The organism is Mycobacterium sp. NGS63, from assembly GCF_059812295.1.
In genome coordinates, this window is the sequence record NZ_JCALCJ010000009.1 from 66,380 (window position 1) to 78,879 (window position 12,500).

General features: G+C 71.3%; 11 protein-coding genes. 6 read left to right on the plus strand and 5 right to left on the minus strand.

The window, feature by feature from the left end:
• Nucleotides 1-39 precede the first annotated feature (39 nt).
• The 3 genes from AC5Y4Z_RS21460 to AC5Y4Z_RS21470 form a co-directional block, all read right to left on the minus strand.
• Nucleotides 40-927: a type IV toxin-antitoxin system AbiEi family antitoxin gene (locus AC5Y4Z_RS21460; RefSeq protein ID WP_499966841.1), complete on the minus strand. Its 888-nt coding sequence runs from the start codon at nt 925-927 to the stop codon at nt 40-42.
• Between the two features lie 116 nt (nt 928-1,043).
• A complete protein-coding gene (locus tag AC5Y4Z_RS21465) occupies nt 1,044-2,213 on the minus strand; it encodes a M20 family metallopeptidase (protein WP_499966842.1) in 1,170 nt (389 codons plus the stop codon).
• Nucleotides 2,210-3,385, minus strand: coding sequence for an amidohydrolase (locus AC5Y4Z_RS21470; RefSeq protein WP_499967096.1), 1,176 nt, complete (start codon nt 3,383-3,385; stop codon nt 2,210-2,212). Before AC5Y4Z_RS21470 ends, AC5Y4Z_RS21465 begins: the two co-directional genes overlap by 4 nt.
• Before the next feature lie 162 nt (nt 3,386-3,547).
• On the opposite strand from AC5Y4Z_RS21470, the gene AC5Y4Z_RS21475 reads away from it, so the two are divergent.
• Genes AC5Y4Z_RS21475 through AC5Y4Z_RS21485 form a run of 3 tightly spaced genes read left to right on the plus strand, consistent with a single transcriptional unit; the run spans nt 3,548 to nt 7,432 of the window.
• Nucleotides 3,548-5,038 (plus strand): PPE family protein, encoded by a 1,491-nt coding sequence (locus AC5Y4Z_RS21475; RefSeq protein ID WP_499966843.1) that lies wholly within the window; start codon nt 3,548-3,550, stop codon nt 5,036-5,038.
• Nucleotides 5,039-5,049: 11 nt separating this feature from the next.
• Nucleotides 5,050-5,844 carry a purine-nucleoside phosphorylase gene (locus tag AC5Y4Z_RS21480; RefSeq protein WP_499966844.1) on the plus strand — a complete coding sequence of 265 codons (795 nt, stop codon included), beginning with the start codon at nt 5,050-5,052 and terminating at the stop codon, nt 5,842-5,844.
• A 4-nt stretch (nt 5,845-5,848) separates the two neighbouring features.
• On the plus strand, nt 5,849-7,432 hold the full coding sequence (locus tag AC5Y4Z_RS21485) for a phospho-sugar mutase (protein WP_499966846.1): 1,584 nt from the start codon (nt 5,849-5,851) through the stop codon (nt 7,430-7,432).
• Nucleotide 7,433: 1 nt separating this feature from the next.
• Here AC5Y4Z_RS21485 and upp read toward each other — a convergent pair whose 3' ends face one another.
• Nucleotides 7,434-8,057, minus strand: coding sequence for a uracil phosphoribosyltransferase (gene upp, locus AC5Y4Z_RS21490; protein WP_499966848.1), 624 nt, complete (start codon nt 8,055-8,057; stop codon nt 7,434-7,436).
• 83 nt (nt 8,058-8,140) lie between these two features.
• Here upp and AC5Y4Z_RS21495 point away from each other — a divergent pair, with 83 nt between their 5' ends.
• The 3 genes from AC5Y4Z_RS21495 to AC5Y4Z_RS21505 are packed head-to-tail and all read left to right on the plus strand — an operon-like array spanning nt 8,141 to nt 11,360.
• Entirely contained in the window at nt 8,141-9,028 is an 888-nt protein-coding gene (locus AC5Y4Z_RS21495) for an alkaline phosphatase family protein (RefSeq protein WP_499966850.1), read from the plus strand.
• 60 nt (nt 9,029-9,088) lie between these two features.
• Nucleotides 9,089-10,372: a protein export chaperone SatS gene (gene satS / locus AC5Y4Z_RS21500; protein WP_499966852.1), complete on the plus strand. Its 1,284-nt coding sequence runs from the start codon at nt 9,089-9,091 to the stop codon at nt 10,370-10,372.
• A gap of 4 nt (nt 10,373-10,376) precedes the next feature.
• Nucleotides 10,377-11,360 carry a VWA domain-containing protein gene (locus AC5Y4Z_RS21505; protein ID WP_499966854.1) on the plus strand — a complete coding sequence of 328 codons (984 nt, stop codon included), beginning with the start codon at nt 10,377-10,379 and terminating at the stop codon, nt 11,358-11,360.
• Between the two features lie 76 nt (nt 11,361-11,436).
• On the opposite strand, the gene AC5Y4Z_RS21510 is transcribed toward AC5Y4Z_RS21505, so the two are convergent.
• Nucleotides 11,437-12,444, minus strand: a complete 1,008-nt coding sequence (locus AC5Y4Z_RS21510) for a VWA domain-containing protein (protein ID WP_499966856.1) — start codon at nt 12,442-12,444, stop codon at nt 11,437-11,439.
• Nucleotides 12,445-12,500 lie beyond the last annotated feature (56 nt).

A 12,500-nucleotide genomic window follows, 5' to 3' on the forward strand; every position in this document is an offset into this window, starting at 1 on the left:
TACACCGACACGCCGGTGCGCCTGGCATTTTGCGGGCGCTCAGGCCACCTTCGCACGCCCCAACTGCGCGTCGAGCCGCTGCACCAGTTCGTCGGGCCGGTAACGGACATCCTCGAAAACGACCGGCACAATCGTCCAACCCAGCTCCTGAAGCGCGGCCGTCCGGAACCGGTCCCGCCGGAACGCCTCCGGCCCGCTGTGCCAATCCACGCCGTCGTATTCGGCGGCGACCCGATATTCCGGCCACGCGTAGTCGAGCCGCCAGACGCGCCCCCGCAAATCCACCACCTCGTACTGCAGAACGGGCGGGGGCAGGCCGCCGTCGATCATCACCAGCCGCGCTTCACTTTCCATCGGCGACTCGGCCAGCGGCGAAGCCAGATCCAGCAATTCGCGGACCATGACGATCCCGCGCCGGCCGGACTGCCGCCGGACGGCCCGGGTCAGTGCCGGGCGGTCGCACGTGCCACTGCGCAGCGCGGCGTCCAGCGTCGCCAGCGCCCTGGGCCGGCGCAGGGCCCGGGCGACTTCGATTGCCGTCCAGGCGGGCGTCGTCGCCGGCCGTCCTTCAACCAGGGTCAGCGGCGCCCCGTCGCGCCGGTGCACGAACAGCCCGTCGGCGGATCGCACGTGGCGGCCGCCGGGATTGAGGACGTGCAACTCCCCCGGTCGTTCGGTATCGAAGCCGTAAGCGGCCGCCGCGGTGCAGAGGCATACGGCGACTCTCGTGCGCGTCGAAAGGTCCAGCCCGCGCAATCGCAACGCAACGGTAACCTCGCCATGGCCGTAAATGCCATGCCAAACCTTTTGCAGTACACCGCATTTCAGCAGTTGCTCTAGTTCGCGGCGGGTGACAAACGCCAGCGACTGGGCGGATGTGACCACTCCGCCCTGTGCATCGAGTAATCGGTCGAGCCCTGAATGCATGCCGGCAATGGTCGAGCCAAACGTCAACGCCCACAATTCACCCGCCGAGCGACCCCAAAATGCCACCCGCACGCGGCGTGTCGCGTACAGACGCGCACGCTCGCGGATTAGAGGAGCTAGAAGAGCGCGGCTTGCTCGACGATGTTGACCAGCGCGCGCAGGCCGATCGCCAGGGCCCGCTCGTCGAGATCGAAGTTCGGCTGGTGCAGGTCCAACTGGGGCCCCACGCCCGACCACACGCCCAACCGCGCCATCGCGCCGGGGATTTCCTCGAGGTACCAGGAGAAGTCCTCGCCGCCGCCGGACTGCCGGGTGTCGGCCAGCGCGTCGGGACTGACGGCCTCGATCGCGTGGGTGAGGATGCGCGTCGACACATCCTCGTTGACCACCGGCGGCACGCCGCGGCGGTATTGCAGCGTGTGTTCGATCGCCAGCGGCGACAGCAGCGCCGTCACGGTCTCGCGGATGATCTCCTCGAGCGCCACCCAGGTGTGGCGGCTCGCGGTGCGCACGGTGCCGGCCAGCACGCCCGTCTGCGGGATCGCGTTGGGCGCCACGCCGGCGTTGACCGCGCCCCACACCAACACCGTGCCGTTGCGCGGGTCGATGCGGCGCGACAGCACCCCCGGCAGCCCGGTGATCAGCGTGCCCAGGCCGTAGACGAGGTCGGCGGTCAGGTGCGGGCGCGAGGTGTGCCCGCCGGGCGAATACAGCGTGATCTCCAGCTGGTCGGCCGCCGAGGTGATCGGGCCCTGCCGCACCGCGATCTTGCCCACCTCGAGCCGGGGGTCGCAGTGCAGCGCGAAGATCCGCGTCACCCCGGCCAGCGCGCCGGCCGCGATGGCGTCGATCGCCCCGCCGGGCATCAGCTCCTCGGCGGCCTGGAAGATCAGCCGCACCCCGACCGGCAGCTCCGGCACCGACGCCAGCGCCAGCGCCGTGCCCAGCAGGATGGCGGTATGCGCGTCGTGCCCGCAGGCGTGCGCGACGTTGGGCATCGTCGAGGTGTACGGCGCGCCGGTGCGCTCGGCCATGGGCAGCGCGTCCATGTCGGCGCGCAGCGCGATCCGCGGCTCGTGCTCGGGGCCGAGGTCGCAGATCAGCCCGGTCCCGCCGGGCAGGACCTTCGGGTTGAGCCCCGCATCCGCCAACCGCTCGGCGACGAACTGGGTGGTGGCGAACTCCTGCCGGCCCAGCTCCGGATAGCGGTGAATGTGCCGGCGCCACGAGACCAGGTCGTCGTGGTGCGCGGCCAACCACGATTCGGCGGTGTCGACGAGGCTCATGACGCCGCCCGTTGCTCGCGGGCCGCCAAAACACGGTCGCGCTGGCCGGGATCCGTGGCGAGGTGAACGACGGTGCGCGCCAACATGATTGCGCCGTCGACGACCGCGCGATCGGCGCTGGGTCCGGCGGCCGCCGCGGCGAAGGCGCGCTGGTGCACGGTGGCCCCGCCGGCGTCGACCCCGATCACCGGGTGGATCCCCGGCAGCACGTGCGTCACGTTGCCCATGTCGGTGCTGCCCATCGGAATCCCGGCCTCGATCTCGGGGGCCAGCGGCTCGCGCCCGAGCCGGCGCATCTCGTCGCGGCAAACGCCGGCCAGCCACGGGTCGGGCCGAAGTTCCGCGTATGGCGGTGCCGGGGTGTCGATTTCGTATTCGCAGCCGGCCGCCAACGCACCAGCGGCAAAGCACGCGAACATCCTGCCCTCCAGCTCTCGCAGCGAATCCGAGTCGACGGCCCGCATCGCATACTGCAACGTCGCGCGGCCGGGGATGACGTTGACGGCCTGCCCGCCGTTCGTGACGATCCCGTGCGCCAGCTGGCCCGGCGCCAGTTGCTGGCGCAGCACCCCGATGGCCACCTGCGCGACGGTCACGGCGTCGGCGGCGTTGACGCCCAGGAACGGCGCGACGGCGGCATGCGATTCCTTGCCACGGTAGTCCACCACCACTTCCGACAGGGCCAGGGAGCGGGCCGCGGCGATGTCGGTCGGCCCCGGATGCACCATCACCGCCGCCGCGACGTCGTCGAAGGTCCCGGCCTGCAGCAGCAGCGCCTTGCCGCCGCCGGCTTCCTCGGCCGGGGTGCCCAGCAGCGCCACCCGCAGACCCAGCTCGTCGGCCACCTCGGCCAGCGCCAGCGCGGCGCCCACGGCCGACGCCGCGATGATGTTGTGGCCGCACGCATGCCCGATCTCCGGCAGCGCGTCGTACTCGGCGCACACCCCGACCACAAGCGGCCCGCTGCCGAAGTCGGCGCGAAACGCGGTGTCCAGGCCGCCGGCCCGCGCGGTGACCTCGAAGCCGCGCTCGGCGACCAGCGCCTGGGCCTTGGCGCAGCTGCGGTGCTCGGCGAACGCCAGCTCGGGCTCGGCGTGGATGGCGTGGGACAACTCGACGAGATCGCCGCCACGCCGCCGCACGAGGTCCTCGACCGTGTCCAGGGGGTCTATCGGGGCGGTGGGCACCCTCGCAGTATCCCACCGCCGCGATCCCGCCCGGTCAACCAAACCGTTCAACCTGCTGTAGCGCGTTCGAGTGGACTGAAAGTATGTAATTCTGCTATCTATATGACGTCTGTTCAATTAGCCGGTCTCCAGCAGAAGGGATCCCCGATGAGTTTTTTGGTGCTGCCCCCCGAGGTCAACTCGTTGCGCATGTTCATCGGGGCGGGGTCGGCACCCATGCTGGAGGCCGCGGCGGCCTGGGACGGGCTGGCCTCCGAGCTGGCGACGGCGGCGTCGTCGTTCGCGTCGGTGACCTCCGGCCTGACGGGTCAGGCGTGGCAGGGCCCGGCGTCGGCGGCGATGATGGCGGCGGCCACGCCGTACGCGGGCTTCTTGAGCGCGGCGTCCGCCCAGGCCCAGAACGCGGCCGCGCAGGCCCAGTCGGTGGCCGCGGTGTTCGAGTCCGCGCTGGCGGCGACCGTGCACCCGGCGGTGGTCGACGCCAATCGCAGCGGACTGGTGTCGCTGGTGATGTCGAACCTGTTCGGCCAGAACGCCCCCGCGATCGCGGCCACCGAGGCCGAGTACGAGCAGATGTGGGCCCAGGACATCGCCGCGATGGTCGACTACCACGCCGGCGCGTCCGCGGCGGCCGACCAGATCGCGTCGTGGCCGCCCCTGAAGATGCTGGACAACTTCTTCGGGCCGCTGGACAACATCCCGGGCATCAACATCGGGGGCGTCGGCAACCTCAAGCTGTTGACCCTGGGCATCGGCAACCAGCTCGCGTGGAACCTGGGCAGCGGCAACGGCGGCTGGCTCAACCTGGGCAGCGGCAACCTCGGCGACGTCAACCTGGGCAGTGGCAACTTCGGCTTCTGGAACCTGGGCAGCGGCAACATCGGCAACCTGAACTTCGGCAGCGGCAACATCGGCGGCTACAACCTGGGCAGCGGCAACAACGGCAGCTACAACCTGGGCTTCGGCAACTTCGGCGGCAACAACTTCGGCTTCGGCAACCTCGGCAGCGGCAACTTCGGCTTCGGCAACACCGGCAACGGAAACATCGGCATCGGGCTCAGCGGCGACCACCAGATCGGCATCAACTTCGCCGGCGGCCTGAATTCCGGCGTCGGCAACATCGGGTTCGGCAACTCGGGCACCAACAACATCGGCTTCTTCAACTCGGGCACGGGCAACATCGGCATCGGCAACTCGGGCCAGTTCAACTCGGGCCTCGCCAACGCGGGCAACTTCGCCACGGGGTTGTTCAACTCGGGCTCGACGGACACGGGGCTGTTCAACTCGGGCGACTACGCCACCGGCGCGTTCAACGCGGGCAACTACAACACCGGCTTCTGGAACTCGGGCAGCATCAACACGGGGATCTTCAACTCCGGCGACCTGAACACCGGGGTGGGCCACCTGTTCACCGGGCCGGGCGTCAGCTCGGGCTTCGGCAACGCGGGCGTGGGCAGCTCCGGCTTCGACAACTCCGGCGACAACGCCTCCGGGATCGGCAACACCGGCGACTACGTCTCGGGCGTCTTCAACTCGGGCCTCGGCGCGATCAGCGGCCTGCTGAACTCGGCGCCCACCGGCTTCACGTCGGGCATCTCCAACCTGCGCGACGCGCTGGCGGGCTTCTTCGGCAACTAAGCTCGCCCAGTGTGAGCGACCCCTACGACCTGGCGCGGCGGGCGGCGGTCGCGATCGCCGAACGCACCGGGGTCGACGAGCACGACGTCGCCGTCGTTCTCGGGTCCGGCTGGCGGCCGGCGGTGGAGTCCCTGGGATCCCCGACCGCCGCCCTGCCCCAGGCCGAACTGCCCGGCTTCGCGCCACCGACCGCCGTCGGGCACACCGGCGAGCTGCTGTCGATGCGCATCGGCGCGCACCGGGTGCTGGTGCTGGTCGGGAGGGTGCACGCCTACGAGGGGCACGACCTGTGTCACGTTGTGCACGCGGTCCGCGCGGCCTGCGCGGCCGGCGTGCGCACGGTGGTACTCACCAACGCCGCGGGCGGGCTGCGCCCCGACCTCGCCATCGGCGAGCCCGTGCTGATCAGCGACCACCTCAACCTCACGGCCCGCTCGCCGCTGGTCGGCCCGCGCTTCGTGGACCTGACCGACGCCTACGCGCCGCGCCTGCGCGACCTGGCGCGCGAGACCGACCCGCGGCTGAGCGAGGGCGTCTACGCCGGCCTGCCCGGCCCGCACTACGAGACGCCCGCGGAGATCCGGATGCTGGGCGTCCTGGGCGCCGACCTGGTCGGCATGTCCACGGTGCACGAGACGATCGCGGCACGCGAGGCCGGCGCCGAGGTGCTGGGGGTGTCGCTGGTGACCAACCTGGCCGCCGGGATCACCGGAGAGCCGTTGGCCCACGCCGACGTGCTGGCCGTCGGGACCGCGTCGGCCGGCCGGATGGGCGCACTGCTGGCCGGCGTCGTGAGCCGGCTGTAGGCACGTGACCCCCGAGGAGTGGATCGCACACGATCCGGACCCCGGGACGGCGGCCGAGCTGGCCGCCTGCGGCCCCGAGGACCTCGCGGCGCGGTTCGCCCGCCCGCTCACGTTCGGCACGGCGGGGTTGCGCGGCCCGGTGCGCGGCGGGCCGGACGCCATGAACGTCGCGGTGGTGTCGCGCGCGACGTGGGCGGTGGCCCGCGTGCTCACCGAGCACGGCCACGCCGGCGCGACGGTGATCGTCGGCCGCGACGCCCGGCACGGCTCAGCGGCGTTCGCCACCGTCACCGCCGAAGTGCTTGCCGCCGAAGGGTTTTCCGTCCTGCTGCTGCCGGGGCCGGTGCCCACGCCGGTGGTCGCGTTCGCGGTGCGCCACACCGGCGCGGCCGCCGGGGTGCAGATCACCGCGTCGCACAATCCGCCGGCCGACAACGGCTACAAGGTGTACTTCGATGGCGGCGTCCAGATCGTCTCCCCGACCGACCGCCGGATCGAGGCCGCGATGGCCGCCGCTCCCCCGGCCGACCGGATCGCCCGCACACCCGTCGCACCCACCGACGGCGACCTGGTCGAGCGCTACGTCGCGCGCGCGGCCGCGGTGCGCCGCGCGACGGGATCGGTGCGGGTGGCGCTGACCGCGCTGCACGGGGTGGGCGGCGAGGTGGCCGTCGAGGCCCTGCACCGCGCGGGATTCGAGCAGGTGCACACCGTCGGCGCCCAGTTCGCGCCCGACCCCGACTTCCCCACCGTCGCGTTCCCCAACCCCGAGGAACCGGGGGCCACCGACGCGCTGCTGGCCCTGGCCGCCGAGGTGCGCGCCGACGTCGCGATCGCGCTGGACCCCGACGCCGACCGGTGCGCGGTCGGCATACCCGAAGCCACGCGCTGGCGGATGCTGTCCGGCGACGAAACCGGTTGGCTGCTGGGCGATTACCTGCTGTCGCAACAGCAGCCACTCGGGACGCCGGTAGTCGCCAGCACGGTGGTGTCGTCGCGGATGCTGGCCGCGATCGCCGCGCGCTACGGCGCCACCCACGTCGAGACCCGCACCGGTTTCAAGTGGCTGGCGCGCGCCGACGCGGAAGTGCCCGGCGGCACCCTGGTCTACGCCTACGAGGAGGCGATCGGCCACTGCGCCGACCCGGACGCCGTGCGCGACAAGGACGGCATCAGCGCCGCGGTGCTGGTGTGCGACCTGGTGGCCGCGCTGCACGGGGCCGGCAGTTCGGTGCCCGACCGGCTCGACGAGCTGGCGCGAATCCACGGCGTGCACGACGTCGCCGCGGTATCGCGCCGCGTCGCCGACCCCGCCGAGGCGGCCGAGCTGATGCGGCGGCTGCGGGCGGCCCCGCCGGACAGCATGGCCGGCTTCCCCGCGACCGTCGACGACATCGGCGACGCGCTGATCTTCACCGGCGGCGACGGCGACACGTCGGCGCGGGTGGTGGTGCGCCCGTCGGGAACCGAGCCGAAGCTGAAGTGCTACTTGGAGATTCGCCGCACCCCGACCGACGACCTGCCGGCGGCCCGGGCGAGGGCGCGCGCCCTGCGCGACGCACTGGTGGCCGAGGTGCGCCGCTGGTGAGTCAGCGCGGACCGAACTGGCGGTCGCCCGCGTCGCCGAGACCGGGCACGATGTAAGCGATCTCGTTGAGCCCGTCGTCGACGGCCACGGTGAACAGCCGCGCGTCGGGCGCCGCTTTGTCCAGGGCGGCAATGCCTTCCGGCGCGGCCACCACACACAACACGGCGATCCCCGACGCGCCGCGGCGGTGCAGCAGGTCGATCGTGTGGGTCATCGACCCGCCGGTGGCCAGCATCGGATCGAGCACCATCACCGGCAGGCCGGCCAGGTCGTCGGGCAGCGACGCGAGATAGCCCGTGGCCCGGTGGGTTTGCTCGTCGCGGGCGACCCCGACGAACCCCACCCGCGCCTCCGGCAGCAGCTCGAGCGCCTCGTCGACCATGCCGAGCCCGGCGCGCAGCACCGGCACCAGCAGCGGCGGGTTGGCCAGCCGCACCCCGAGCGTCTCGGCGACCGGCGTGCGGATCGGGAAGGTCTCGCGGCCCGCGTCGCGGGTGGCCTCGTACACCAGCATCCGGGTCAGGTCGCGCAACGCGGCGCGGAAGGCGGCGTTGGGAGTGCGTTCGTCGCGCAGCGTGGTCAGCCGGGCGAGGGCCAGCGGGTGATCGACGACGCGCACCTCCACGGGGTTTGACCCTATATAACGATCCGGCCCCGGTTGGCTAAAGCCGCGCGGACACGCTCGCGTCGGCGCCGGCTCAGCGCCGAATGCGCCCATATACTCCCCGCGTGCTGAGCCGAATCGAGGGTGCGCTGCGGCTGGTCGGCGCGGTCACGCTGGCGGCGCTGGTGACCCTCGTGTCGATGTCGCCGCGGGTGGCGTTGCGGGCGGCCGCGCTGCCGCATCCGGCGCACGTGGTGATCGTCATCGAGGAGAACCGCTCCCAGACCAACATCGTCGGCAACAAGTCGGCGCCGTTCCTCAACGCGCTGGCCGCAAACGGGGCCATGATGGCGCAGTCGTTCGCCGAGACGCACCCGAGCGAGCCGAACTACCTGGCGCTGTTCGCCGGCAGCACGCTGGGGGTGACCAAGGACGTGTGCCCGGTCAACGCCGGCGCGACCCCCAACCTGGCGTCCCAATTGCTTTCCGCCGGTTACACATTCGTCGGCTACGCCGAAAGCCTGCCCGCCGTGGGCTCGCCGGTGTGCAGCGCGGGCAAGTACGCGCGCAAGCACGTGCCCTGGGCCAACTTCAGCAACGTGCCGCCGGCCGCCTCGGTGCCGTTCTCGGCCTTCCCGATGGGCAACTACGCGAGCCTGCCAACGGTGTCGTTCGTCATCCCCAACAACGACAACAACATGCACGACGGCTCGATCGCGCAGGGCGACGCGTGGCTGGGCCGGGCGCTGTCCGGGTACGCCAACTGGGCGGCGGCCAACAACAGCCTGCTCATCGTGACGTGGGACGAGGACGACGGCAGCCCCCGCAACCAGATCCCGACGCTGATCTACGGCGGGCACGTTCAGCCCGGCACCTACACCGAGCAGATCAACCACTACAGCGTGCTGGCCACGCTCGAGCAGATGTACGGGCTGCCCAAGATCGGTTACGCGGCCGGAGCGGCCCCGATCGCGACGATCTGGGCCGCCTGACACCGGGCGCCGTGATGGCCGAGCCGGGCACCTTCGCCGTCCGTCGCTATTCTGTGCCGCATGGCTGCTGACCTCGTGCCGATCCGCCTGAGCCTGTCCGCCGGTGACCGCTACACCGTGTGGGCACCCCGTTGGCGCGACGCCGGCGACGAGTGGGAGGCGTTTTTGGGCAAGGACGAGGACCTCTACGGTTTCGAGTCCATCGCCGATCTGGTGGCATTCGTGCGCCGCGACACCGACAACGACCTGGTCGACCACCCGGGGTGGCCGGACCTGACGTCGGCGCACGCCCACGCCTTCCAGCCCGCGGCGGACAAGCAGTTCGACCTGGTCGCCGTGGAGGAGCTGGTGTCCGAGAAGCCGACGGAGGAGTCGGTGACCTCGCTGGCGGGCGCGCTGTCCATCGTGTCGTCGATCGGGTCGGTGTGCGAGCTGCCGGCGGTGGCGAAGTTCTTCAACGGCAACCCCAACCTGGGCACGGTGGCCGGCGGGATCGACACCTTCACCGGGAAGGCGGGCCAGAAGCGCTGGAATGCGATCGCCGAGGTCATCGGGCGCAGCTGGGACGACGTGCTCGCCGCGATCGACGAGCTGGTCAGCTCCCCCGAGGTCGACGTCGAGTACTCGGCCAAGGCCGCCGAGGAACTGGCGGAAGAACCCCCCGAAGAGCCCGAGGAAGACGAAGTCGAGGAGGCGGTCGAGGAGTCCGCGGCAGAACCCGAGGACGCCGCGGACGACGAGGACCCCGAGGAAGACGAGACCCGCGCGGCCGGCGACACCGTCGTGCTGGGCAGCGACGAGGACTTCTGGGTCCAGGTGGGCATCGACCCGATCCGGATCATGACCAGCGCGGGGACGTTCCACACGCTGCGCTGCTACCTGGACGACCGTCCGATCTTCCTGGGCCGCAACGGGAGGATCAGCGTGTTCAGCTCCGAGCGGGCGCTGGCGCGCTACCTCGCCGACGAGCACGACCACGACCTGGCCGACCTGAGCACCTACGACGACATCCGCACCGCCGCGACGGACGGTTCGCTGGCCGTCGAGGTCACCGACGACAACATCTACGTGCTCAGCGGCCTGGCCGACGACTTCGCCGACGGGCCCGACGCCGTGGACCGCGACCAGCTCGACCTGGCCGTCGAGCTGCTCCGCGACATCGGCGACTACTCCGAGGATCCCGCGGTCGACAAGGCGCTGGACGCCGGGCGGCCGCTGGGCAAGCTGGTGGGCCACGTGCTGGAGCCTGATGAGGTCGCCAAGCCCACGCCGCCGTACGCGGCGGCGGTCCGCGAGTGGGAGAAGCTCGAGCAATTCGTCGAGGGTCGGCTCAGGCGGGAATAGGCACGTGTCGCTTCCCGGGATCGGGCCACTGCCGCTGTACGGGTTTCACCGCCCGGGCATGCTGCTGTTCGCCCTCGTCCCGGTGGCGCTGCTCGCGTTCTACGTCGTGGTCCAGGCCCGGCGCCTGCGCCGACTGCGCCGGTTCACCGAGGCCGAGGTGCCGCAGTCGTGGTGGCGGCACCTTCCGATCGCGGCCGCGCTGCTGTCCCTGCTGCTGCTGACCATCGCGCTGGCCACCCCCACCCACGACATGCGCATCCCGCGCAACCGCGCCTGCATCGTGCTGGTCATCGACATGTCGAACTCGATGCGGGCCACCGACGTCGAACCCAACCGGCTCAAGGCGGCCGAGCAGGCGGCCACCCAGTTCGCCAACCAGCTGACGCCGGGCATCAACCTCGGGCTGGTCGGCTTCGCCGGCACGCCCTACCTGCTGGTGCCCCCGACCCCGCAGCACCAGGCGACGATCGACGCGCTGAAGAAGCTCGAATTCGCCGACGGGACCGCCACGGGCGAGGCGATCTTCACCGCCCTGCACGCCGTCGGCGCCGCGGCCATCACCGGCGGCGACACCCCGCCGCCGGCGCGCATCGTGCTGCTGTCCGACGGCGGCGAGAACAAGCCCACCAACCCCAGCGACCCGCACGACGGCGCCTACACCGCCGCGCGGCTGGCCAAGGACCAGGGCGTGCCCATCTCGACGATCTCGTTCGGCACCAAGGGCGGCGAGATCGAGATGGACGGGCAGCGCGTCGCCGTTCCCGTGTCCACGGACCAGATGAAAACGATCGCCCGGCTCTCCGGCGGCCAGTCCTACACCGCCACCAACCTCGGCGAGCTCAACAAGAGCTACGACGCCATCGAGAACGACATCGGGTTTCGGGTGGTGCCCGGGCCCGGCAGCGCCGGGTGGCTGCGCCTGGGGGTGATCGCTGCGCTGATCGCCACGGCGCTGGCCCTGTTGATCAACCGGCGCCTGCCCGTTTGATTGCGGTTGATTCTGCGCCCGCGCAGGAAAAGTGCGAGTGGGGCCCGCCGTCAGCGCAGACTCAACGCCTCAAGGCTCACGACGGCAGCCTGCTGTTCAGCGCCAGGCCGGCCAGGACGGCACCGGCCAGCAGCACCGCCCCGAGCAGCATCCAGGCCGCGCTGGCGTCGCCCTTGACGGTCTCGTAGCCGATCTGGCGCTGCAGCGTCGAATACACGCTCTCCAGCGATTCCAGGCTGTCGGCATGGAACGCCTGGCCGTCGGTGATCTTGCAGATCTCCTGCAGCGTCTGGTCGTCGACGGGGACGGGAATCGTGGCGCCCTCGTACTCGACGGTGCCGTACGGCGTGCCGAAGGAGATCGTCGAGATCTGCACTTCCTCGGCCTTGGCCGCCCGCGCGGCGGTGAACGCGCCCTGCGGGGCGTTGGGGTCCAGCGGCACGTTCTCGGCGCCGTCGGACTCCAGCACGATCCGCGCCGGGGGCGGCCCCTCGCCGCCGCCCATCACCGAGCCGACCGTGGCGATCGCCTGCAGCGCGGTGAAAATCCCTTCCCCCGTCGCGGTTTTCGGCATCGGTTTGAGGCTGTCGATCGCCGCCTTGACCGCGCCGCGGTTGGTCGTCGGGGAGACCAGCAGCGAGGCGTTGGCCGCGAACGAGACCAGCCCGAGGTTGATGGCCGGGGTCAGCTCGTCGGCGAACTTCTTGCCGGCCTCCTTCGCCGCGGCCAGCCGGGTCGGGGCGACGTCGTTGGAGGCCATGGATTCCGAGATGTCGATCACCAGCATCACGACCGCGCGGTTGAGCGGAATCCGGATGTCCGACGTCGGCCCCGCCATGGCGGTGGTCAGCAGCACCAGCGACGTGGCCAGCAGGATCGTCGGCACGTGGCGCCACCGCCCGGAGCGCAGCGGCGCGACCCGTTCCAGCACCTCCATGTTGGCGAACCGCAGCACGCGGCGGCGCCGCGCGAACTGCACCGCGACGTAGATCCCGATCACCAGCAACACGACCAGCAACACCAGGAAGAACCAGGCGTTCTGGAAGCCGGTCAGCGACACCGGGCCCAGCAGCGGCAGCCTCATGTCGAGTCAGCCTATTCGTCAACCGGCGGCGGCGCATGGGCCCGGCCGAATTGTGT

Bases quoted from the DNA above. Each gene is read 5' to 3' on its own strand.
- satS (WP_499966852.1), top strand. From the start codon at position 9,089: ATGGCTGCTGACCTCGTGCCGATCCGCCTGAGCCTGTCCGCCGGTGAC.
- AC5Y4Z_RS21475 (WP_499966843.1), top strand. From the start codon at position 3,548: ATGAGTTTTTTGGTGCTGCCCCCCGAGGTCAACTCGTTGCGCATGTTC.
- AC5Y4Z_RS21465 (WP_499966842.1), bottom strand. From the start codon at position 2,213: ATGAGCCTCGTCGACACCGCCGAATCGTGGTTGGCCGCGCACCACGAC.
- AC5Y4Z_RS21510 (WP_499966856.1), bottom strand. From the start codon at position 12,444: ATGAGGCTGCCGCTGCTGGGCCCGGTGTCGCTGACCGGCTTCCAGAAC.
- AC5Y4Z_RS21495 (WP_499966850.1), top strand. From the start codon at position 8,141: ATGCGCCCATATACTCCCCGCGTGCTGAGCCGAATCGAGGGTGCGCTG.
- AC5Y4Z_RS21460 (WP_499966841.1), bottom strand. From the start codon at position 927: ATGCATTCAGGGCTCGACCGATTACTCGATGCACAGGGCGGAGTGGTC.